Genomic DNA, 19083 nt, shown 5'->3' on the forward strand with positions numbered 1-19083 from the left:
GTCACACGCCCGCGTAGGAGTGCTTGCCGGAGACGAAGATGTTCACGCCGTAGTAGTTGAACAGCCAGCAGCCGAAGGCGAGAAGGGCCAGGTAGGCGGCCTTGCGGCCCTTCCAGCCGGCGGTGGCGCGGGCGTGCAGGTAGCCGGCGTAGGCGACCCAGGTGATGAAGGACCAGACCTCCTTGGGGTCCCAGCCCCAGTAGCGGCCCCAGGCGTCGCCGGCCCAGATGGCGCCCGCGATGATCGTGAACGTCCACAGCGGGAAGACGGCGGCGTTGACGCGGTAGGCGAACTTGTCCAGGGACGACGAGGCGGGCAGCCGCTCCAGCACGGAGGTGGCGAAGGTGCCGGGCGTGCCGCCGCCCGCCAGCTTGGTCTCGTAGGAGTCCTTGAAGAGGTACAGGATCGTCGCGACCGCGCCGACGTAGAAGACCGCGCCGCAGAAGATCGCGGTCGAGACGTGGATGTACAGCCAGTACGAGTGCAGCGCCGGGACCAGCTGGTCGCTGGCGGTGTAGAGGACCGTGACGGCCAGACCGAGGTCGAGCAGGACCGTGGTGACCAGGAACAGCCCGAGCCAGCGGACGTTCTTCCTCAGGGCGAGCAGCGCCAGGTACACGCCGACGGCGACCGTGGAGAAGGTGATGTTGAACTCGTACATGTTGCCCCACGGCGCCCGCTCCACCGAGAGGGCGCGGGTGAGGACACCGCCGAACTCGACCAGGAAGGCGAGCACGGTGAGGGAGATCGCGATCCGGCCGTACAGGTCGCCCTGCTCGTCCCCGCCGGCCGCGCCGGGCCCGTCCGGCACGTCCCGCTGACCGGACGCGGCCCGCACGGTGACCTTCGGCCGCTCCAGGACGGCGGTGCCGCCGGCCTTGTTCACGGTGACGGCCGGGGCCGCCTTCTTCTCGGCCTGCCCGGTGAGCGCGGCGGCGGTACGGGCCACCTTGCTGCGGCTGCCGAAGATCCACTCGGCGATATGGGCGAAGAAGGCCAGGGTGTAGACGGCCATCGAGGAGTAGATCAGCACATTGCTGATGCTCGCGAGATTTTCGTTGGTGGCGGCGGCGAGAGTCACTGCTCAGCCCCTTCGGCAGCTACGGGGGTGTCGGTGCCCGGCTCCTGGTCGGCGTCGGGGGAATCTGCGGGGTCGTCGGGGTCGGGCGCGCCCGGGGCCTCGTCGTAGAGGATTCCGGCGAGGTCGCCCAGTTCCTCCGGAACCTTGGCGGACTCGCTGCGGCCGAGGCCGGCCATCTCGACGACGGTGACGCCGTCGGCGCCTCGGACCGCGCGCACCCAGACGCGGCGGCGCTGGATGAACAGGGAGGCGGCGAGGCCGCCGATGGCGGCGATGGCGCCGGCGAGGGCCCAGCCGCCGCCGGGCTCCTGGACGACCTGGAAGCCGGCCCACTCCTTGACGGTCTTGCCGAAGGTGACCGAGCCGGCGCCGTTCGGGAGGGTCATGGAGTCGCCGGGCCGCAGCAGCCGCTTGAACAGCTTGCCCTTGGAGTCCTTGAACTCCTTCATGTTGGTCTTGTCCATCTGGTACACGCTCTGCGGGATGCCCGAGTCGGCCCCCAGGTCGCCGTGGTAGGCGGACAGTGCGAGCACCGGGGAGTCCAGCGCGGGGAACTGCGACAGCATCGTGCCGCTGGCGTGGCCGCCGTAGGTCGGCACGAAGAACGCGTTGAAGCCGAGCTGTTCCTTCTTGCCCTGGGCGTTGCGGTAGCCGTCGAGGACCTTGACGACGCCGGAGGAGGTGACGTTGGCGTCCAGCGGCAGCAGCGGCACGGCGTCCTCGTAGACGACCTTGCCCGTGGCGTCCCGGACGGTGATGACGGGGGCGTAGCCGTGGCTGACGAGGTAGACCTTGGAGTCGCCGATCTCCAGGGGGTGGTTGACCTTGACGGTGGTCTTCTCGTCCTTGCCGTACGGGCCCGCGCTGTAGTCGAGGGAGGCCTGGTACGTGCGCGGGGTGCCCTTGTTGGGGCCGGTGCGCTCGTAGGTGCCGGTGAACTTCTTCAGGTTGAAGCTGAACGGCACCAGGTCGTCGGACGTGAAGAGGTTGCCGGACTTGAAGTCGTCGTACTGGGTGAGCGTGTTGGAGAAGCCGGCGCCCTCGACGACGAGCTTGTTGCCCTCGGACTTGTACAGCTGGCCCCAGGCGAAGGCGACCAGCATCACGATGAGGGCGATGTGGAAGACGAGGTTGCCCAGCTCGCGCACATAGCCCTTCTCGGCGGCGACGGCGTCACCGGCGAGGTGGGCGCGGAAGCGGCGCTTCCTGAGCAGGGCCAGGGCGGCCTCGTGCACCTGCTCGGGTTCGGCCGTGGTGCGCCAGGTGGTGTGGGCGGGCAGCCGGTTCAGCCGCTTGGGCGCGCCCGGCGGGCGGCCGCGCAGCTGGCCCACGAACTGCCAGGTGCGGGGCACGATGCAGCCGATGAGGGAGATGAACAGCAGGATGTAGATCGCGGAGAACCACACCGAGCCGTAGACGTGGAACAGGCCGAGCTTGTCGTAGATCTCGCCGAGGGTCTCGTGGTTCTTCCGGAAGTCGGCGACCTTCGTCTCGTCGACGCCGGACTGCGGGATGAGCGAGCCGGGGATCGCGCCGAGGGAGAGCAGCAGGAGCAGCAGCAGCGCGACCCGCATGGAGGTCAGCTGGCGCCAGAACCAGCGGGCCCAGCCGATGACGCCCAGGGCGGGCAGGTTGGGCAGGTCTTCCTTGGGGGCGGTGGACAGCTGGGAGCCGGCGGCGCCCAGGTCCTGGTCCTCACCGGCGGGCGGGGCCGGGTCGGGGGCGGTGGTCTTGCTCATCGATCAGATCCCCACAGTGAAGCCGTCGGACCAGACCTGCATCTCCTGCACGATGCGGTCCCACGCGCCGGTCAGCAGCAGCAGACCGGTCACGATCATCATGGTGCCGCCGACCCGCATCACCCAGACGTAATGGCGCTTGATCCACCCGAAGGCTCCGAGGGCCTTGCGGAAGGCGACCGCGGCGAGCACGAACGGCACGCCCAGCCCCAGACAGTACGCGACGGTCAGCAGGGCGCCGCGTCCGGCGCTGCCCTGGTCGGAGGAGAGGACCAGCACGGAGGCGAGGGTGGGGCCGATGCAGGGTGTCCAGCCGATCCCGAACAGCGCTCCGAGCAGGGGAGCGCCGATCAGCCCGGCCACCGGCCTGCGGTGGAAGCGGAACTCTCGCTGGGTGAGCCAGGGCATGAGGCCCATGAAGAAGACGCCCAGGAGGATCATGAACACGCCGAGCACCTTGGACAGGATGTCCTTGTGCTCCTGGAGCGTCTGCCCGAAGAATCCGAAGAATGCCCCGGTGGAGACGAACACGGCGGTGAAGCCCAGCACGAACAGCGAGGCTCCGGCGACCATCCGGCCGCGCCGTGCCTCGGCCAGGTCGGTGCCGCTGACGCCCGTGACGTAGGAGAGGTAGCCGGGGACCAGGGGCAGGACGCACGGCGAGAAGAAGGAGACCAGTCCGCCGAGCAGGGCGAGCGGGAGGGCCGCCAGCAGAGCGCCGTTGAGGACGGTCTGGTTGGGGTCGGTGGCGGCCGCGAGCATCGCTGCGCTCACGTCACTTCTCCGCGACGACGGGCTTGAGCATCTTCAGCAGGCGTTCCTCGCTGAGCGCGGACAGCGAGCGGGCCGCGATCTTGCCGTCCCGGTCGAGGACGAGGGTGGAGGGGATCGCCTGCGGGTTGAGGGTGCCCTTGTCGAAGCGCAGCAGCAGCTTGCCGGTCGGGTCGTAGAGGCTGGGGTAGGTGATGTCCCAGTCCTTCTCGAAGGCGAGCGCGGCGCCGGTGGAGGTGTCACGGGTGTTGATGCCGACGAACTGCACGCCCTTGTCCTCGTACGCCTTGGAGACCTTCGCGAAGTACTTGGCCTCGGCGCGGCAGGGGTTGCACCAGGAGCCCCACACGTTGAGGACGACGACCTTGCCCTTGAAGTCGGCGACGTCGAGCGTCTTGCCGGCGATGGTCTTGCCGGACAGGTCGGGGGCCGGGGTGCGCTCGCCCTTGGCGGCCGTGGCGGTGCCGTCGGAGCCGGTGACGAAGTTGGTGTTGCCGCCCCCGCCGGAGGTGCCGCCCGAGCCGCACGCGGAGACGAGCAGTGCGGTCGCGGTGAGAGCGGCGGCGAGGGCGGTGTTACGCAGGGGGGCGCGGCTGGCGGCACTCATGTGAAAAGTTTCGCATGCCCGTTCTGGGAATCTCGCCCACCCCCCTTGCGGGCGGAAAACCGCATTTCAGGCAGCGTTTTCCGAGGGCGTCCCGGTCCCCTGCGGGGTCTTCTCGACGAACCCCTTCCAGCCACCGGCCGGTTGCTGCCCGACCTCGAGCGTACGGAGCTTGGCCAGCACCTCGGGCTTCTGGACGTCCAGCCAGTCGGTGAACTGCCGGAAGGAGACGAGGCGCACATCCGCGCCCTTGTCCTTCTCGCGCGCGATGTGCTTGAAGGCCTCCTCCACGGCGTCCATGTAGATGCCGCCGTTCCACTGCTCGAAGTGGTTGCCGATGAAGAGGGGCGCGCGATTGGACTCGTAGGCCCGCTGGAAGCCCTGGATGTACGCCTGGACCGACTGTTCCCGCCAGCCCGGGTAGTTGTGCGCGGGAGCCTTTGTGGTGCTTATGGACTGATTTGCCAGCATGTTGTAGTCCATCGAGAGGACCTCGAAGCGCCGGCCGGGGAAAGGTATCTGCTGCAAGGGCAGGTCCCAGATCCCCTGCCGCTTCACGGGCCACACCTGGCGGCCGCCGGGCGAGGAGGCGTCGTAGCGCCAGCCGAGCTCGCGGGCGGTGGGCAGCAGGTTGTCCTGGCCGAGCAGACAGGGCGTACGGCCGCCGACGAGCTCCTTGTCGTAGTCGAACGGCAGCGACGGCAGGTCGGTCCAGCCGGTGTTGGTGCGCCACTCCTTCACGAAGGACTTCGCCTGGTCTATCTCGCTGCGCCACTGCTGGGGCGTCCAGTTCTTGACCGAGCCGTAGGCCTCGCCGCAGAAGTGGCCGTTGAAGTGGGTGCCGATCTCGTGGCCCTCGAGCCAGGCCCGGCGGACGTTCTTCAGGGTGTCCTTGACGTGCGCGTCGGTGAGGTAGCCGATGTCGGAGGCGCCGCGCGGGTTGTTCGGCGGGTCGTAGAGGCGCTTCTTCGACTCGGGCAGCAGATACAGCCCGGACAGGAAGAAGGTCATGCTCGCCCCGTGCTCCTTGGCGAGGTCGAGGAAGCGCGGGAAGAGGCCGTTGCCGACCTCGCCGGCGCCGTCCCACGAGAACACGACGAACTGCGGCGGGGTCTGGCCGGGCTCCAGCGGCTCGGGCTTGCCGGGCTGGTGGGGCTGCTTGCCGGTGTAGGCGGTGGAGCCGTCGCCGATGGGGCGCGCGGTGGGCTTCGGCTTGGGCTTGGAGCCGCCCTGAGCGGAATCTCCGGAACCGTCGGCGTGACTCGACCCATCTGACCCCGTGAGGCCGCCGCACCCGGCGAGCGAGACGGCGGCCGCGGCACCCGCGCCGATTCCGAGCATTCCCCTGCGGGAGTAAGGGCGCATGGCATCCCCGTTCCTCAACGTTCTCTGGTGGTCACCCAGTCAGAGGACGCGACGAACGGGGAGGTTCCGCAGAAATTTGCAGATTCCGTAACGGGAGAGTCAGAAGCGAACAGAAAGGGCTTACGCGCCGAAAGCCTTGTCCTTCCCCTTCACCGGCTTGGCGCCGGCGAGGAGATGCGCCGGGACGAGATCGCGGGCCGGCTCGGTGTAGCCGACGGAGACGATCCGGTCGCCCCGGAACGTGAAGGTCGTCAGCGAGGCGAGCGTGCACTGCCGCTTGCGCGGGTCGTGCCACAGCCGCCGCCGCTCGACGTACGACCGCACGATCCAGATCGGCAGCTGATGGCTGACCACGACCGCCTCGTGCCCCCGGGCCCGGTCCTTCGCCGTGCTCAGCGCGCTCATCATGCGGACGACCTGGTCGACGTACGGCTCGCCCCAGGACGGCCGGAGCGGGTTGACCAGGTGCTTCCAGTTGCCGGGCCTGCGCAGCGCCCCGTCGCCGACGCCGAACGTCTTCCCCTGGAAGATGTTGTCGGCCTCGATCAGCCGCTCGTCGGTGGCGAGGTCGAGGCCGTGCGCCTTGGCGATCGGCTCGGCCGTCTCCTGCGCCCGCTCCAGCGGGGAGGCGACGACGTGGGTGACATCGCGCTCCGAGAGGTGCTCGGCGACCCGGTCCGCCATCCGCCGGCCCAGCTCGGAGAGGTGGTAGCCGGGGAGACGGCCGTAGAGGATGCCGTCCGGGTTGGCGACCTCGCCGTGGCGCATGACGTGGACGACGGTGACGTCGCCGTTGTCGCCGCTGATCTCCTCGCTGATCCCGTTCTCGTCGCTCATGCCGTCGCCTCCGCGGCCGCACGGGCCGCCGCCGGGAGGGCGTCGGCGATGCGCTGCACGGCACGCTCGTCGTGCGCGGTGGAGACGAACCAGGACTCGAACGCCGACGGCGGCAGGTAGACGCCGTCGGCGAGCAGCGACTGGAAGAAGGCGGTGAAGCGGAAGGACTCCTGCGCCTTGGCGTCCTCGTAGTTCCTGACCGGGCGGTCGGTGAAGAACACGGAGAACATGTTGGAGGCGTTCTGCAGCGTGTGCGCGACGCCCTCCTTGGTCAGGGCGTCGGTGACGAGGCCCCGGATCTGCTTCGAGACGGCGTCGACCTTGGCGTAGGCGGCGTCGTCGAGCAGCCTGAGCTGGGCGAGGCCGGCCGCGGTGGCGACGGGGTTCCCGGACAGCGTGCCGGCCTGGTAGACGGGCCCGGCCGGAGCGAGATGCGCCATGACGTCCGCGCGCCCGCCGAAGGCCGCGGCGGGGAAGCCGCCGCCCATGACCTTGCCGAAGGTCATCAGGTCGGGGACGACGCCGTCGACCCCGAACCATCCGGCGCGGCTGGTCCGGAAGCCGGTCATGACCTCGTCGGAGATGTAGAGGGCGCCGTTCTCGGAGCAGATGTCCTTGAGCCCCTGGTTGAAGCCGTCCGCGGGCGGCACGACGCCCATGTTGCCCGGGGAGGCCTCGGTGATCACGCAGGCGATCTCGCCGGGGTGCGCCCGGAAGGCCTCGCGTACGGCGTCGAGGTCGTTGTAGGGCAGGACGACGGTGTCGCCGGCCTGGGCGCCGGTGACGCCCGGGGTGTCGGGCAGCGCGAAGGTGGCGACGCCGCTGCCGGCCGCGGCGAGCAGCGAGTCGACGTGGCCGTGGTAGCACCCGGCGAACTTGATCACCTTGGTGCGCTGGGTGAACCCGCGCGCGAGGCGGATCGCCGACATGGTCGCCTCGGTGCCGCTGGACACGAGCCGGACCTGCTCCAGCGGTGCGACGCGGGCGACCATCTCCTCGGCGAGCGCGACCTCGCCCTCACCGGGCGTACCGAAGGACGTACCGCGGGCGACGGCCTCCTGGACGGCGGCGATGACCTCGGGGTGCGAGTGCCCGAGGATCATGGGCCCCCATGAGCACACGAGATCCACGTACTCGCGTCCGTCGGCGTCCGTCAGATACGGGCCGGTGCCGGACACCATGAACCGCGGCGTGCCGCCGACGGCGCGGAAGGCCCGTACCGGTGAGTTCACACCGCCGGGCGTGACGGCCGCCGCACGGTCGAACAGAGCCTGCGAGGCCGGTGCTTCATACGGATATGACAGTTCGCTCATGACCTGCGACTTCTCCGACCTTCTCCGACGTTGTCGGGCTCCGGGTGCCAGTGACCTGTTCAGGGTAGGCCAGGGGCGGTTGCGGGGCGGACGGACCGGGGTCTGTTGACGGGACCCGGGTGAGCGAGCCCTCATCCGGCCCGCGATTCCCGGCCGTCTGCGAGACTGGACCTGATACACACAGATCAAACGGCCCAGGGTGGTCAGAGGCTGCGAAGATCCTGCGGACAGATGTTTCGGCGTACGTTTCGGCGGGCGGCCGCGGGGGAGGTCACTGACACGATGATCGGGTCGCGCGGCGGGGGCGACGCGTCCTAGAAAAAGCAGTCGGGTGGAGATATGCATCGCGGTGGCGGACTGGGCGAGGGGACCGATGACCTGGGTCCTCGACGTGCCAGGCGGGGCAGACACCGGCGCGAGGCGGAGGACACTCAGGAAACTCGTCAGACGCAGGGTCCGCAGAGTGAACCGGAGCGGTCCGACGGACGTACTGAACATCGGCTGGACGATCTTCGGGCTGAACGTCGGGGTGAGCGTCGCGTGGATGAATTTCAGGCTGAACACCGGGTGGACGATCTTCGTGCGGGGAGCAGGAATGGTGGCCGGGTGGGGGTGACGTACAAGTACTTCGGCGCGCCCGACGGTGCGACGGCGGCCCGCGTCCCGATCTCGATGCGCCCCGAGGAACTCGGCGGCGACGAACTCGGCATGAACGGCATGTTCACCAAGATCAAGCCGGAGACCATGGCGGCGATGGTCCTGACGGGCATCGAGGGCATCCCCCTGCACAAGGTCCCGCCCCTGGAACTGGTCGTCCTGCACCCCGACTACGCGGTGGTGAAGCTCCCCATGACCGTCGTCGACCCCCTCCGGGGCATCGGCGAGGAGGCGGTGGGAGCGGCGGCCTTCATCTGGTCGACAGTCCCGGACCGGGGCGGGCCGCGGGACGCGTTCAACGTCTACCAACTGCTCCACGAGTGGCAGGACTTCTCGCATCGGCTGCATGAGGCGGGGCATCAGCCGTATTGCCTGGTGTGGCCCTGAGCTGGGGTTTCCGTGCTGGGGCTGCTGTGAGGGCGTTTGATCGGGCGGGGCTCAGCAGATCGAACACCTAGGGGTGACGGGGGCGAAGGCGGCGTACGTCGGCGCTGATGGTCTGCGGCTGCTTCCGCGTATCGGCCCAGGTCGTCAGCAGGGTGAGAGCGTCGGCGCTGGGCGTACCGGGATCCGCGGTGTACGTGGTGATCGAGACGTGGGGGTCACCGGGCAGTGCGAAGTCGTCGTAGGCGAGGTCCATTTGTCCGACGGCCGGGTGGTGCACGGTCTTGCGTCCGCGCGAGTGGCGGCGCACGTTGTGCCTGGCCCAGCGGGTGGTGAAATCGGTGCTGCGGGTGGAGAGCTCGCCGATGAGTTCGGTCATCTGCTTGTCCAGTGGGTCGCGTCCGGCGGTCGCGCGGAGTATCGCGACCACCTGGTTCTTCGCCTCGTTGATGTCGGCGTAGAAGGCCTCGGCTCGCGGGTCGAGGAACACGTACCTGGCGATGTTCGGTGGCTGCTGAGCCATGTCGAAGAGGTCGGCGTACAGAGCGCGGCCCAGGTCGTTGGCCGCGAGGAGATCGAGGCGGCCGTTCTGTACGACGGCGGGCACGCTCATGGAGTCGAGGACCTGCTGCACCGACGCGGTGATGGGTGAGGTGCGCTCGGGGCGCTTGCGGCGTGAGCCGGGCGCGACGCTGCGTGCCAGGTCGTACAGGTGGGCGCGCTCGTCGTCGTCGAGTTGCAGCGCACGGGCGATCGAGTCGAGGACGCTCTCGGACGCGCCACCGAGCCGGCCGCGCTCGATGCGGGTGTAGTACTCGACGCTGAGTCCGGCGAGCATCGCGACCTCCTCGCGCCGCAGCCCTTTGACGCGCCGGTCACCCCCGGCATGGGGCAGGCCCGCCTGCTCGGGAGTGATCCTCGCCCGGCGGCTCATGAGGAAGCCCCGGATCTCCTGCTGAAACTCCATGGCTTCAAGGCTAGGACCGCCTGTTCCCGATGTGGGGGTCCCTGAGAGTGCCTGGCAGGCATCCGCGGGACGAGGGACGGTGGCCAGGCACCCCAGAAATCTGTGTGAAAAGGAATGCTGCAAGTGCGTGGAGCTGTCATTCATGCCCCGGGCGATGTCCGGGTGGAAGAGCGCGAGAACCCCACGATCGTCGCGCCACGGATGCGATCATCCGGGTGTCGGCCACCTGTGTGTGCGGTTCGGACCTGTGGGACTACCGCGGCATCAACGAGGTGACACAGCCGACCCCGATCGGTCACGAGTACGTCGGCGTGGTCACCGAGATCGGCGACGAGGTGCGGAACATCGGCGTCGGCGACTTCGTCGTCGGTTCGTTCATGGCCTCGGACAACACCTGTGAGATCTGTGAGGCCGGCTACCAGTCACGGTGCGCGCATGTCGAGTTCGTCGGCGCCGGCGGGGCGCAGGCGGAGTACCTGCGGGTGCCGCTGGCCGACGGCACCCTCGTCGCCACCCCCGGGATACCGGCCGACGACCTGATCCCCTCGCTCCTGGCCGCCTCCGATGTGCTGGGAACGGGCTGGTTCGGCGCCGTGGCCGCGGAGGCCGGGCCGGGCAAGACCGTGGCCGTGGTCGGTGACGGAGCCGTGGGCCTGCTCGCCGTTCTGGCCGCGAAGCAGCTGGGCGCGGAGCGGATCATCGCGATGTCGCGGCACGCGTCTCGGCAGAAGCTCGCCCGCGAGTTCGGCGCGACCGACATCGTCTCCGAGCGCGGGGACGAGGGCGTGGCCAGGATCAAGGAGCTCACCGGCGGATACGGCGCCCACAGCGTGATCGAGGCCGTCGGCACCCAGGAATCGATGATGCAGGCCATCCGCTCCACCCGCCCCGGCGGGCACGTGGGATACGTGGGTGTGGCGCACGGTGTGGAGCTTCCGGGCGAGGAACTGTTCTTCTCCGGGGTGCATCTGCACGGTGGCCCCGCCCCGGTGCGCCGGTTCCTGCCCGAGCTGATCCAGCTCATCTGGGACCGCGAGATCGACCCGGGCAAGGTCTTCGACCTCACCCTCCCGCTCGAACAGGTTGCTGAGGGATTCGAGGCGATGGACGAGCGCCGTGCCATCAAGACCCTGCTGAAGCCCTGACCCCCTGTTCGACTCGACGGGAGAACATCATGAACCCCACGTACGACTTCTCCGGGCAGGTGGCCCTGGTCACCGGCGCCGCCTCCGGCATGGGCCTGGCCGCCGCCCGCGCCTTCGCCGACTCCGGCGCGGCCGTGGTCCTGGCCGACCGCGACCACGACGCCGTCCACAAGGCGGCCGAGGAGATCACCGGCGTCGGCGGGCGGGCGATCGGTGTCGTCTGCGACGTCACCGACGAACAGCAGGCGGAAGCGGCAGTGCGGGCCGCGGTGACGGAGTACGGCCGCCTGGACATGGCGTTCAACAACGCCGGCATCCAGGTGCCGCCGACCGACGCGGCCGACGAGACGGCCGAGAACTTCGACCGGGTCAACGCCGTCAACCTGCGCGGCGTCTGGGCGGCGATGAAGCACGAACTGCGGCAGATGCGCGAGCAGGGCAGCGGCGCCATCGTCAACTGCTCATCCCTGGGCGGGCTCGTCGGACTGCCCGAGCGCGCCGCCTACCACGCCTCCAAGCACGGCGTGATCGGCCTGACCCGCAGCGCCGCGGTCGAGTACGCGCCCCGCGGCATCCGCGTCAACGCCGTGTGCCCCGGCGTCATCAACACCCCGATGGTCGCCGACATGCTCGAAGGCCAGGCCGAGGCCATGGCCGAGATCATCAAGGAACAGCCCATCGGCCGACTGGGGGCAGCGGACGAGGTCGCGGCAGCCGTCCTGTGGCTGTGCAGCCCCGGGGCCGGCTTCGTCATCGGGACGGCTCTCCCCGTGGACGGTGGCTTCACCGTCCACTGAATCATGGTGCGCCCGCGCTGGCGCAAACAGGGCATCTCCGAGCGGCTCCCTTCGAGGCTGACCACGTTCGCCGACAGCGGGGCTACGGCCCCTCAGGCGACCGCGTAGTCATGGAGGGCCGGTTCGAGGAGGTCGAAGGCCTGGGGGGCTTCCTTCGCGATGGTCTTGGCGATCTCGTCGTTGGTGTGGCCGGCCAGGGTCAGGTCCTGGATGCGTTGGAACAGGACGCGGTGCGTGGCGCCGAGGAGGCCGGCGATCGTGCGGACGGTGATGTCGTCCGGCTGTGCGCCGACGGTCTCGGCGAGGGCCTCCGCCAGCGCCTGTTCGCGCTGGTCGTGCAGGTTGCGCAGGCACGCCGACAAGGTGGGGCTGTCGGTGATCATGCGGGAGAAGTCCGGGCCGGCGAATCCGGCGACCGGGTCCTGCGCCGCGACGGCGGCCTCGAAAGCACGGCGCAGCGCCGCGAGGACGGACTCCCCGGGGCGGCGGGAGGTCACGACGCGCGCCAGCGCGGCGCTGAACTCGTCCTGGTGGTCCAGGGCCAAGTCCTCTTTGCGCGCGAAGTAGTTGGTCACCGTCTTCTTCGCGACGCGGGAGGCCGCCGCGATCTCGGCGATGGTCGTGTTCTCGAAGCCCTGCTCGATGAAGAGCCGTGTCGCATGGTCGGAGATCAGCTGTCGCGTTTCCTGCTTCTTCGCCTCCCGCAGGCCCAGCGGGGCGGCGGTGCTCGTCCTCGTCTCCATGAGCAAATCTTACCCCGGTAGTAAAAATAGGTTTACAGCGTTAATCGCATGGGAGTAATGTTACTACCGACGTAAGATCAGTGAACCTCTCGAGCTCTCGCCGCCTGGAAAGGGAACCCCACTTGCGGATCACCGCCTCCACCGTCTCCCTCACGGTCGAAGACATCGCGGCCTCCCGCGGCTTCTTCACCGAGCACCTCGGCTACCGGGAACAGGCCGCGGCCGACGGTTTCGTCTCCCTCACCCGTGACGATGCCGCCGTCGACATCGTCCTGCTCCGGCGGGGCATCGACGTCCTGCCGCCCGAGCAGCGCGACCGGCACGCCGGCGGACTGATCCTCGCCTTCACCGTCACCGGCATCGAAGCCGAGGAGAAGCGGCTGCGTTCCGAAGGCGTCGACATCACGATGCCCCTGCGCGAAGAGCCCTGGGGAGAACGCCTGTTCCAGGTCACCGACCCCAACGGGGTCATCGTCCAGCTCGTCGAATGGGTCACAGCGAACCACTCCTGATCCCCCGGCCACCCTTCGTTCAGACCCAGAAGAGAGAGCACCGCATGCGAAAGCTCGTGTACTACATCGCCACCACGCTGGACGGTTTCATCGCGGGCCCGGACGGCGCCGACCCCACGGGCCCGGACGGCTTCTGGCCGATCCCCGAGGACTACATCCGGCACCTCGTGACGGAGTACCCGGAGACCTTGCCCGTCCAGGCCCGGGCGGCGCTGTCCGTCACCGCGCCGGGCACGCACTTCGACACCGTGCTGGAAGGACGGCGCAGCTACGAGATCGGTCTCAAGGCCGGCATCGCCGATGCCTACCCCCACCTGCGCCACCTGGTCTTCTCCCGGACCCTCACCGAGAGCCCGGACCCGGCCGTCGAACTGGTCGCCGGTGACCCCGTGGACAAGGTTCGGCAGTTGAAGCAGGAGGACGGCAAGGACATCTGGCTGTTGGGCGGCGCGGAACTGGCCGGTGCCCTGTACGGCGAGATCGACCAGCTCGTCTTCAAGATGGCACCGCTGACCATCGGCTCCGGAATCCCGGTCTTCTCCCACAAGGCCGCCTTCGATCCGCGCGGCTGGGAGCTCACCGGCCACACCGTGCTCGACAGCGGCGCGGCCTTCCTCACCTACGCGCGCGCCACCGGGGACTGAGGACACCTTCAGTGCGCCCTCCCACCAGGGCGCCACGCACTATCGTGAGGGAGGGAAGGCGCCTGATCCGGGTGCGTCCGCGTGAGCCGGTCGGAGGCGACGATGAGCGGGGAACGGCCCGGTCGATCCGAGCAGCACCTGCCCAAGCTGCGGCTGGACGAACTGCTGGACGAGTTGCAGGCACGGATCGACGCGGCGCGGGGTGCCCAGGACCGTGTGCACAGCCTGCTGGAGGCGGTGCTGTCGGTCGGCCGGGAGCTGGATCTCGCCCAGGTGCTCCGGCGTATCGTCGAGGCGGCCGTCGTGCTCGTGGACGCCGAGTACGGGGCCCTGGGGGTCATCGGCGACGACCGTATGCTCTCCGAGTTCCACACCGTCGGCATCAGCGACGAGCAGCGGGCCCGGATCGGGGACCTGCCCAGCGGGCACGGCATCCTGGGCGAGCTGATCCGGCACCCCGAGCCGCTGCGGCTGACGGAGATCTCGGAGCACGCGGCCTCGTACGGCTTCCCGCCGCATCATCCGCCGATGCACTCCTTCCTGGGTGTGCCCATCCGGGTGCGTGACCAGGTGTTCGGCAACCTCTACCTCACGGAGAAGCGCAGCGCGGAGGAGTTCGACGCCGAGGACGAGTCGGTGCTCGCCACCCTCGCGGTGGCGGCGGGCGTGGCCATCGAGAACGCCCGGCTGTTCGAGGAGACGCGGCTGCGTGAGCGTTGGGTGGGGGCGAGTTCCGAGGTCACGCGGGCCCTGCTTTCGGGCGCGCCGAGCACGGACGTCCTCGAACTGATCGTGGAGCAGGCGCGTCAGATCGCCGACGCCGATGCCGGGATGATCGCCGAGCGGGTGCCTGAGGAGGCCGCGCTGCGGCCGTTGCTCGCCGTCGGGCTGGACGCCGAGCGGCGCAGCGGTCTGGTGATGTCCGGCACGGACGGCTTCGTGGCGGCCGTCCTCACCACGGCGGAGCCCGCGGTGAGCGCCGACATCCAGGAGGACGCGCGGACCAGCGGGGACGCGGCGCAGTGGGTCGGGCTCGGGCCCGTGGTCGGTGTTCCGCTGGAGGCCGGAGGCAAGGCCGGCGGTGTGTTGCTGCTGGGGCGCGCGGTGGGGCGTACGCCGTTCACGGACGCCGATACGCGGCCCCTGCTCGGGTTCGCCGGGCAGGCGGCGCTGGCGCTGGAACTGGCCGAGCGGCGCCGGGACGCCGAGCAGATCACACTGCTGCGGGACCGTGACCGTATCGCCCGCGACCTGCACGATCTCGCCATCCAGCGGCTGTTCGCGGCCGGGATGACGCTGCAGAGCACCCAGCGTTTCATCGACCATCCGGAAGCTGTGGAGAGGTTGTCGCGGGCCGTGGACGACCTGGACGAGACCATCAAGATCATTCGGTCCACGATCTTCGGGTTGCGGACGCACGGCGGGGCGAGGGAAGGCAGCGGTCTGCGCGGCCGGGTCTCGGACGCGGTGACGGCGGCGACCTCGTCCCTGGGCTTCGCTCCCGCGGTGCGGATCGAGGGGCTGGTGGACACGGATGCGCCGGGCGAGGTCGCCGATCACACGCTCGCGGTCCTCGGCGAGGCGCTGAGCAATGTGGCCCGGCACGCCGGGGCCCGTTCCGTGGACGTGCACCTGAGCTGCGCGAAGGGCGAGTTGACGCTCACGGTGACCGACGACGGCCGCGGAATACCCGAGGGTGTCGCACGCAGCGGCCTGAGGAACATGGAGGAGCGCGCGCTGGCTCTCGGCGGCGAACTCCACCTCGGTGAGCGCCCGGAGGGCAGCGGCACCCGGGTGATGTGGCGGGTACCGGTGCGGTCGTCCCGGGGGTGACGGCGGCTGGTCGGCGGCTCCGGCCCGCGCAACCCCGGCCCCGGCTCAGTGGGACGGATTCTCGCTCGTCCCGGGGTGTTCCCACTGCGATGCGAGGACCGCTGCCTGGACCCGTCGTTGGACGCCGAGTTTGGCCAGGAGGCGGGAGATGTGGTTCTTGACGGTCTTCTCGGAGAGGTAGAGCTTCCCGCCGATCTCGCGGTTGGTGAGGCCGTCGCCGATCAGGGCGAGGATCTCCCTCTCGCGCGGCGACAGGCTGGCCAGCTCGGGGGCGACGGCCGGTTCCTCGGACGGGTCGGCGCGCAGCGAGCGCATCAGCCGGGCCGTGGTCTCCGGGTCCAGCATGGACCGCCCGGAGGCGACCGTGCGTACCGCCGAGATCAGGTCGGAGCCCTTGATCTGCTTGAGGACATAGCCGGACGCCCCGGCCATGATCGCGTCGAGCAGGGCCTCCTCGTCGTCGAACGAGGTCAGCATCAGACAGGCCAGCCCCGGCATCCGGCTGCGCAGTTCGCGGCAGACGGTGATGCCGTCGCCGTCCGGCAGGCGTACGTCGAGGACTGCGACGTCGGGGCGGAGCGCCGGGCCCCGGGCGAGCGCGTGCTCGACGTTCTCGGCGTCCCCGACCACCGAGATGCCCGGCTCGGCGTCCAGCAGGTCGGCCAGGCCGCGCCGCACGACCTCGTGGTCGTCGAGCAGGAAGACCCGGATCGGGTGCTCCTCGGTGAAGGTGCGCGGCTCGGTCATCTCGACCCCTCGTCGGCCGGAGGGCGGAGCGAACCACCCCTGACCACGATCATTACGTGCGGTGGCCGGACGCGCTAGGGCCGACCGGCCCAAGGCATGTCAGGGGCGGAGTACCGCCGCGCCCGCTGTTTCGACCCCCTGCGGCAGGGCCCTTCGGCCCCGGCGGAGGACCTGTGACCCCTCCACCGCGACGGCCGGCATTGGGCGACACTCGAATCGAGAGCTTCTTACTCCGGAGGTGGAGACCATGTCCCGCACCATCACCGTGGGTCTGGACGGCTCGCCCGAGAGCCGCGCCGCAGCCGAGTGGGCTGCCCGGGAGGCGGCACAGCGACGGCTGCCGTTGAAGCTCCTCCATGTGTGGGAGCCGGCGCCGGAGCCCGTCGAGCAGGCCCCTCAGCTGGGTGTCGAGACCCAGCGGGACTGGGGCGAGAAGATTCCCCGCGAAACCGCCGAAGGTCTCGGTCTGCGTCATCCCGGCGTCGAGGTGATCTCCGAGCACGTGACCGGCCACCCCGGCAAGGTGCTGAGCGAAGCCGCCGAGGACGCCGAACTGCTCGTCCTGGGCTCGCGGGGTCTGGGCGGCATCGGCGGGTTCCTGGTGGGGTCGGTCGGCCTGGCCGTGGTGGCGCGTGCCGAGCGTCCCGTGGTCCTGATCCGGGCCGGTGAGCAGGCGGCCGACGAGCATGAGAGGGACGCGGCGGGCATTCCGTCGGCCGCCACGCGGTACCGGCCGGTCGTGCTCGGCGTCGACACCGGCCACCTCGACGCGACGGTGATCGACTTCGCCTTCGGCGCGGCCGCCCGGCGCGGGACCTACCTGCGGGCCGTGCACGGCTGGCATCTGCCGCTGTGGTTCGTCTACGGCGGAGCCGGCGACGTGTACCGGTACGACCATGTCGTCCACTCGCACGCCGGCGCGCTCACCGACGCGTTGCGGCTGTGGCGGGACAAGTATCCGTCCGTCGAGGTGGTCGAGGTGTCCCGCTCGGGCGGCGCGGCGGCTCACCTGATCGAGGCCTCTCGCCAGGCGTCACTGGTAGTCGTGGGACGGCGGGTTCGCCACAACCCGTTCGGGACGCACATCGGTCCCGTCACACACGCGGTGTTGCACCATGCCGTCGCCCCGGTCGTCGTCGTACCGCACGGCTGACGCGACGAACGCGGCCCGCTCGACTCCTCGGCCTCGGAGCGGGACATCCCACCGGATCGGTCACGAGCCGGCGAGTTGACTCCCGCGTGACTGCCCGTCCGGCCGTGCCTGCCCGTCCGGCCCCGAAGCCTCCGGCCGTTCGTCTCCCGGAGGCAGGCAGGGAAGCACCTCGAAGGCGCCCGCCAGCCCCGTGTGCCGCAGAACGCGTCGGAAGCCGGCGCTGTCGGATACCAGGCGCAGCCTGCCGTGCCGGGCCAGCACACGGTTCCGCGCCCGGCACAGGATCCCGAGCCCGGCGCAGTCGATGAAGGCCACCGGACGCAGGTCCAGCACCAGGTCGGGATGAGGGCCGGCGGTCAGCGCGTCGAGGCGCGCCGTCAGGCCCGGTGCCGTGCGCACGTCCAGCTCGCCGCGCAGCGTCACGACGGTGCTCTCGCCGACCGTGCGCTCCGCGGGAGGCGGCGCGGACCCGACGGGGTTCTCGGACATGGCCCGAGCAAAGCGCGGAAGGTCGGATCCGCGATAGGGCCGACCGGCCCAAGCGCCTCCCGCCCACCCGCGCCAAGCTGGAATCGCGGTGCGTTACCGGCATCGCGAGCGCACCGGAAAGGTGGGAGTGCCATGAAGGGCTACGTCTTCCACGGCCCCGGACAGTCCGCCTGGGAGGACGTCCCGGACCCCGGCATCAAGGAGCCGACCGACGTCATCGTGCGGGTGGACGCCGTCACCATCTGCGGAACGGACCTGCACATCCTCAAGGGCGACGTTCCCGAGGTACGCCCGGGCACTGTGCTGGGGCACGAGGCGGTCGGTGAGGTCGTCGACATCGGCGGTGACGTGCGCACCGTGGCGCCGGGAGACCGGGTCCTGGTCTCCTGCATCACCGCCTGCGGCCGCTGCCGCTACTGCCGGGAGAGCGTGTACGGACAGTGCCGGGGCGGCGGGGGATGGATCCTGGGCCGCCTGATCGACGGCACCCAGGCCGAGTACGTCCGCGTGCCGTACGCCGACCTGTCCGTGCACCCCCTGCCCAGCGCCCTGGACAGCAAGGACGCCGTGCTGCTCGCCGACATCTTCCCGACCGGGTACGAGGTGGGCGTGCTCAACGGACGCGTCCGGCCGGGAGACACCGTCGCCGTCGTGGGAGCCGGCCCCGTCGGGCTCGCGGTCATCGCGACCGCCCGGCTGTTCGCTCCGGAGCGGATCGTCGCCGTGGATCTGGCCGCCGCGCGGCTGGAGGCGGCCAAGCGGCTCGGCGCGGACGCGGTGGCGGACGCCCGGGAAGGGCCCGAGCTGCTGGTCTCGGACCTCACCGACGGACTGGGCGCCGATGTGGTCGTGGAGGCCGTGGGCGTCCCGGAGACGTTCGAGCTCTGCACGCGCATGGTGCGGCCGGGCGGGCGCGTGGCCAACGTCGGCGTGCACGGGACGCCCGCGACCCTGCACCTCGAAGACCTGTGGATCAAGAACGTCACCATCACCACGGGCCTGGTGGACACGTACTCCACCCCCACGCTGCTCCGGATGGCCGCCACCGGCCGGTTGCCCACCGGGCAGTTGGTCACGCACAGCTTCCCGCAGGCCCGCATGGAGGAGGCGTACGACGTCTTCGGCCGGGCCACGGACACCGGCGCGCTCAAGGTCGTGCTGGGCGAGGAGGGGCACGAGGAGATCGTCCCCCTGAGGGCGGCCTGACGTCGGCCCGGGATGGTCAGGGGCGGCGATGGTCACGGGCGGCGATGGTCCGGGGCGGCGGACGGTAGGGGCCAGCCGGCCAGCGCTCGGCAGGGC

19 protein-coding genes and 1 pseudogene are annotated in these 19083 nt (G+C 70.2%); 9 read left to right on the forward strand and 11 right to left on the reverse strand.

The window, feature by feature from the left end:
• Nucleotide 1 precedes the first annotated feature (1 nt).
• The 7 genes from ccsB to hemL all read right to left on the reverse strand — a co-directional run bounded on the left by ccsB (nt 2) and on the right by hemL (nt 7710).
• Nucleotides 2–1081 carry a c-type cytochrome biogenesis protein CcsB gene (gene ccsB / locus ACWIF2_RS15905; protein ID WP_454360915.1) on the reverse strand — a complete coding sequence of 360 codons (1080 nt, stop codon included), beginning with the start codon at nt 1079–1081 and terminating at the stop codon, nt 2–4.
• The gene (gene resB / locus ACWIF2_RS15910) at nt 1078–2820 is read right to left on the reverse strand and encodes a cytochrome c biogenesis protein ResB (protein WP_454360917.1); all 1743 of its coding nucleotides are present in this window, start codon (nt 2818–2820) and stop codon (nt 1078–1080) included. The genes ccsB and resB overlap by 4 nt, the downstream gene beginning before the upstream one ends.
• 3 nt (nt 2821–2823) lie before the next feature.
• A complete protein-coding gene (locus ACWIF2_RS15915) occupies nt 2824–3582 on the reverse strand; it encodes a cytochrome c biogenesis CcdA family protein (RefSeq protein WP_454361023.1) in 759 nt (252 codons plus the stop codon).
• 13 nt (nt 3583–3595) lie between these two features.
• The gene (locus ACWIF2_RS15920) at nt 3596–4198 is read right to left on the reverse strand and encodes a TlpA family protein disulfide reductase (RefSeq protein WP_454360919.1); all 603 of its coding nucleotides are present in this window, start codon (nt 4196–4198) and stop codon (nt 3596–3598) included.
• A 66-nt stretch (nt 4199–4264) separates the two neighbouring features.
• Nucleotides 4265–5560, reverse strand: a complete 1296-nt coding sequence (locus ACWIF2_RS15925; protein ID WP_454360921.1) for a hypothetical protein — start codon at nt 5558–5560, stop codon at nt 4265–4267.
• Nucleotides 5561–5680: 120 nt separating this feature from the next.
• Nucleotides 5681–6397, reverse strand: coding sequence for a histidine phosphatase family protein (locus ACWIF2_RS15930; RefSeq protein ID WP_454360923.1), 717 nt, complete (start codon nt 6395–6397; stop codon nt 5681–5683).
• Nucleotides 6394–7710, reverse strand: coding sequence for a glutamate-1-semialdehyde 2,1-aminomutase (gene hemL, locus ACWIF2_RS15935; RefSeq protein ID WP_454360925.1), 1317 nt, complete (start codon nt 7708–7710; stop codon nt 6394–6396). Before hemL ends, ACWIF2_RS15930 begins: the two co-directional genes overlap by 4 nt.
• A 331-nt stretch (nt 7711–8041) precedes the next feature.
• Between hemL and ACWIF2_RS15940 the strand changes: the two genes are divergently transcribed.
• Together ACWIF2_RS15940 and ACWIF2_RS15945 are read left to right on the forward strand one after the other, a co-directional pair.
• Nucleotides 8042–8326: a hypothetical protein gene (locus tag ACWIF2_RS15940; protein ID WP_454360927.1), complete on the forward strand. Its 285-nt coding sequence runs from the start codon at nt 8042–8044 to the stop codon at nt 8324–8326.
• Nucleotides 8317–8754 carry a hypothetical protein gene (locus ACWIF2_RS15945; RefSeq protein ID WP_149512092.1) on the forward strand — a complete coding sequence of 146 codons (438 nt, stop codon included), beginning with the start codon at nt 8317–8319 and terminating at the stop codon, nt 8752–8754. Before ACWIF2_RS15940 ends, ACWIF2_RS15945 begins: the two co-directional genes overlap by 10 nt.
• Nucleotides 8755–8821: 67 nt before the next feature.
• Here ACWIF2_RS15945 and ACWIF2_RS15950 read toward each other — a convergent pair whose 3' ends face one another.
• Nucleotides 8822–9718 (reverse strand): helix-turn-helix transcriptional regulator, encoded by an 897-nt coding sequence (locus ACWIF2_RS15950; RefSeq protein ID WP_454360930.1) that lies wholly within the window; start codon nt 9716–9718, stop codon nt 8822–8824.
• A 123-nt stretch (nt 9719–9841) separates the two neighbouring features.
• On the opposite strand from ACWIF2_RS15950, the pseudogene ACWIF2_RS15955 reads away from it, so the two are divergent.
• Together ACWIF2_RS15955 and ACWIF2_RS15960 are read left to right on the forward strand one after the other, a co-directional pair.
• Nucleotides 9842–10863: pseudogene (locus tag ACWIF2_RS15955) on the forward strand (zinc-dependent alcohol dehydrogenase family protein).
• Nucleotides 10864–10892: 29 nt separating this feature from the next.
• Complete coding sequence (locus ACWIF2_RS15960) at nt 10893–11660, forward strand: glucose 1-dehydrogenase (RefSeq protein WP_454360932.1); 768 nt, start codon at nt 10893–10895, stop codon at nt 11658–11660.
• Nucleotides 11661–11752: 92 nt separating this feature from the next.
• Here the strand turns inward: ACWIF2_RS15960 and ACWIF2_RS15965 are convergent, their stop codons facing one another.
• Nucleotides 11753–12403 carry a TetR/AcrR family transcriptional regulator gene (locus ACWIF2_RS15965; protein WP_454360933.1) on the reverse strand — a complete coding sequence of 217 codons (651 nt, stop codon included), beginning with the start codon at nt 12401–12403 and terminating at the stop codon, nt 11753–11755.
• 122 nt (nt 12404–12525) lie between these two features.
• Between ACWIF2_RS15965 and ACWIF2_RS15970 the strand changes: the two genes are divergently transcribed.
• The 3 genes from ACWIF2_RS15970 to ACWIF2_RS15980 all read left to right on the forward strand — a co-directional run bounded on the left by ACWIF2_RS15970 (nt 12526) and on the right by ACWIF2_RS15980 (nt 15392).
• On the forward strand, nt 12526–12915 hold the full coding sequence (locus ACWIF2_RS15970) for a VOC family protein (protein WP_454360934.1): 390 nt from the start codon (nt 12526–12528) through the stop codon (nt 12913–12915).
• Between the two features lie 44 nt (nt 12916–12959).
• On the forward strand, nt 12960–13559 hold the full coding sequence (locus tag ACWIF2_RS15975) for a dihydrofolate reductase family protein (protein WP_454360935.1): 600 nt from the start codon (nt 12960–12962) through the stop codon (nt 13557–13559).
• Between the two features lie 102 nt (nt 13560–13661).
• A complete protein-coding gene (locus ACWIF2_RS15980; protein ID WP_454360937.1) occupies nt 13662–15392 on the forward strand; it encodes a GAF domain-containing protein in 1731 nt (576 codons plus the stop codon).
• A 45-nt stretch (nt 15393–15437) separates the two neighbouring features.
• On the opposite strand, the gene ACWIF2_RS15985 is transcribed toward ACWIF2_RS15980, so the two are convergent.
• On the reverse strand, nt 15438–16139 hold the full coding sequence (locus ACWIF2_RS15985) for a response regulator (RefSeq protein ID WP_454360938.1): 702 nt from the start codon (nt 16137–16139) through the stop codon (nt 15438–15440).
• Nucleotides 16140–16386: 247 nt separating this feature from the next.
• Between ACWIF2_RS15985 and ACWIF2_RS15990 the strand changes: the two genes are divergently transcribed.
• Nucleotides 16387–17292 carry a universal stress protein gene (locus ACWIF2_RS15990; protein ID WP_454360940.1) on the forward strand — a complete coding sequence of 302 codons (906 nt, stop codon included), beginning with the start codon at nt 16387–16389 and terminating at the stop codon, nt 17290–17292.
• Between the two features lie 60 nt (nt 17293–17352).
• Here ACWIF2_RS15990 and ACWIF2_RS15995 read toward each other — a convergent pair whose 3' ends face one another.
• Nucleotides 17353–17781 (reverse strand): STAS domain-containing protein, encoded by a 429-nt coding sequence (locus ACWIF2_RS15995; RefSeq protein WP_454360942.1) that lies wholly within the window; start codon nt 17779–17781, stop codon nt 17353–17355.
• Between the two features lie 132 nt (nt 17782–17913).
• On the opposite strand from ACWIF2_RS15995, the gene ACWIF2_RS16000 reads away from it, so the two are divergent.
• Nucleotides 17914–18987 carry a zinc-dependent alcohol dehydrogenase family protein gene (locus ACWIF2_RS16000; protein ID WP_454360944.1) on the forward strand — a complete coding sequence of 358 codons (1074 nt, stop codon included), beginning with the start codon at nt 17914–17916 and terminating at the stop codon, nt 18985–18987.
• Nucleotides 18988–19083: the final 96 nt, after the last annotated feature.

Source organism: Streptomyces sp. NPDC055506 (genome assembly GCF_053643595.1).

Coding starts and splice junctions, on each gene's coding strand:
- ACWIF2_RS15925 (WP_454360921.1), bottom strand. CDS start 5,560: ATGCGCCCTTACTCCCGCAGGGGAATGCTCGGAATCGGCGCGGGTGCC.
- ACWIF2_RS15975 (WP_454360935.1), top strand. CDS start 12,960: ATGCGAAAGCTCGTGTACTACATCGCCACCACGCTGGACGGTTTCATC.
- ACWIF2_RS15995 (WP_454360942.1), bottom strand. CDS start 17,781: ATGTCCGAGAACCCCGTCGGGTCCGCGCCGCCTCCCGCGGAGCGCACG.
- ACWIF2_RS15990 (WP_454360940.1), top strand. CDS start 16,387: ATGTCCCGCACCATCACCGTGGGTCTGGACGGCTCGCCCGAGAGCCGC.
- hemL (WP_454360925.1), bottom strand. CDS start 7,710: ATGAGCGAACTGTCATATCCGTATGAAGCACCGGCCTCGCAGGCTCTG.
- ACWIF2_RS15960 (WP_454360932.1), top strand. CDS start 10,893: ATGAACCCCACGTACGACTTCTCCGGGCAGGTGGCCCTGGTCACCGGC.
- ACWIF2_RS15930 (WP_454360923.1), bottom strand. CDS start 6,397: ATGAGCGACGAGAACGGGATCAGCGAGGAGATCAGCGGCGACAACGGC.
- ACWIF2_RS15965 (WP_454360933.1), bottom strand. CDS start 12,403: ATGGAGACGAGGACGAGCACCGCCGCCCCGCTGGGCCTGCGGGAGGCG.
- resB (WP_454360917.1), bottom strand. CDS start 2,820: ATGAGCAAGACCACCGCCCCCGACCCGGCCCCGCCCGCCGGTGAGGAC.
- ACWIF2_RS15985 (WP_454360938.1), bottom strand. CDS start 16,139: ATGACCGAGCCGCGCACCTTCACCGAGGAGCACCCGATCCGGGTCTTC.
- ACWIF2_RS16000 (WP_454360944.1), top strand. CDS start 17,914: ATGAAGGGCTACGTCTTCCACGGCCCCGGACAGTCCGCCTGGGAGGAC.
- ACWIF2_RS15915 (WP_454361023.1), bottom strand. CDS start 3,582: ATGCTCGCGGCCGCCACCGACCCCAACCAGACCGTCCTCAACGGCGCT.
- ACWIF2_RS15950 (WP_454360930.1), bottom strand. CDS start 9,718: ATGGAGTTTCAGCAGGAGATCCGGGGCTTCCTCATGAGCCGCCGGGCG.
- ACWIF2_RS15980 (WP_454360937.1), top strand. CDS start 13,662: ATGAGCGGGGAACGGCCCGGTCGATCCGAGCAGCACCTGCCCAAGCTG.
- ACWIF2_RS15920 (WP_454360919.1), bottom strand. CDS start 4,198: ATGAGTGCCGCCAGCCGCGCCCCCCTGCGTAACACCGCCCTCGCCGCC.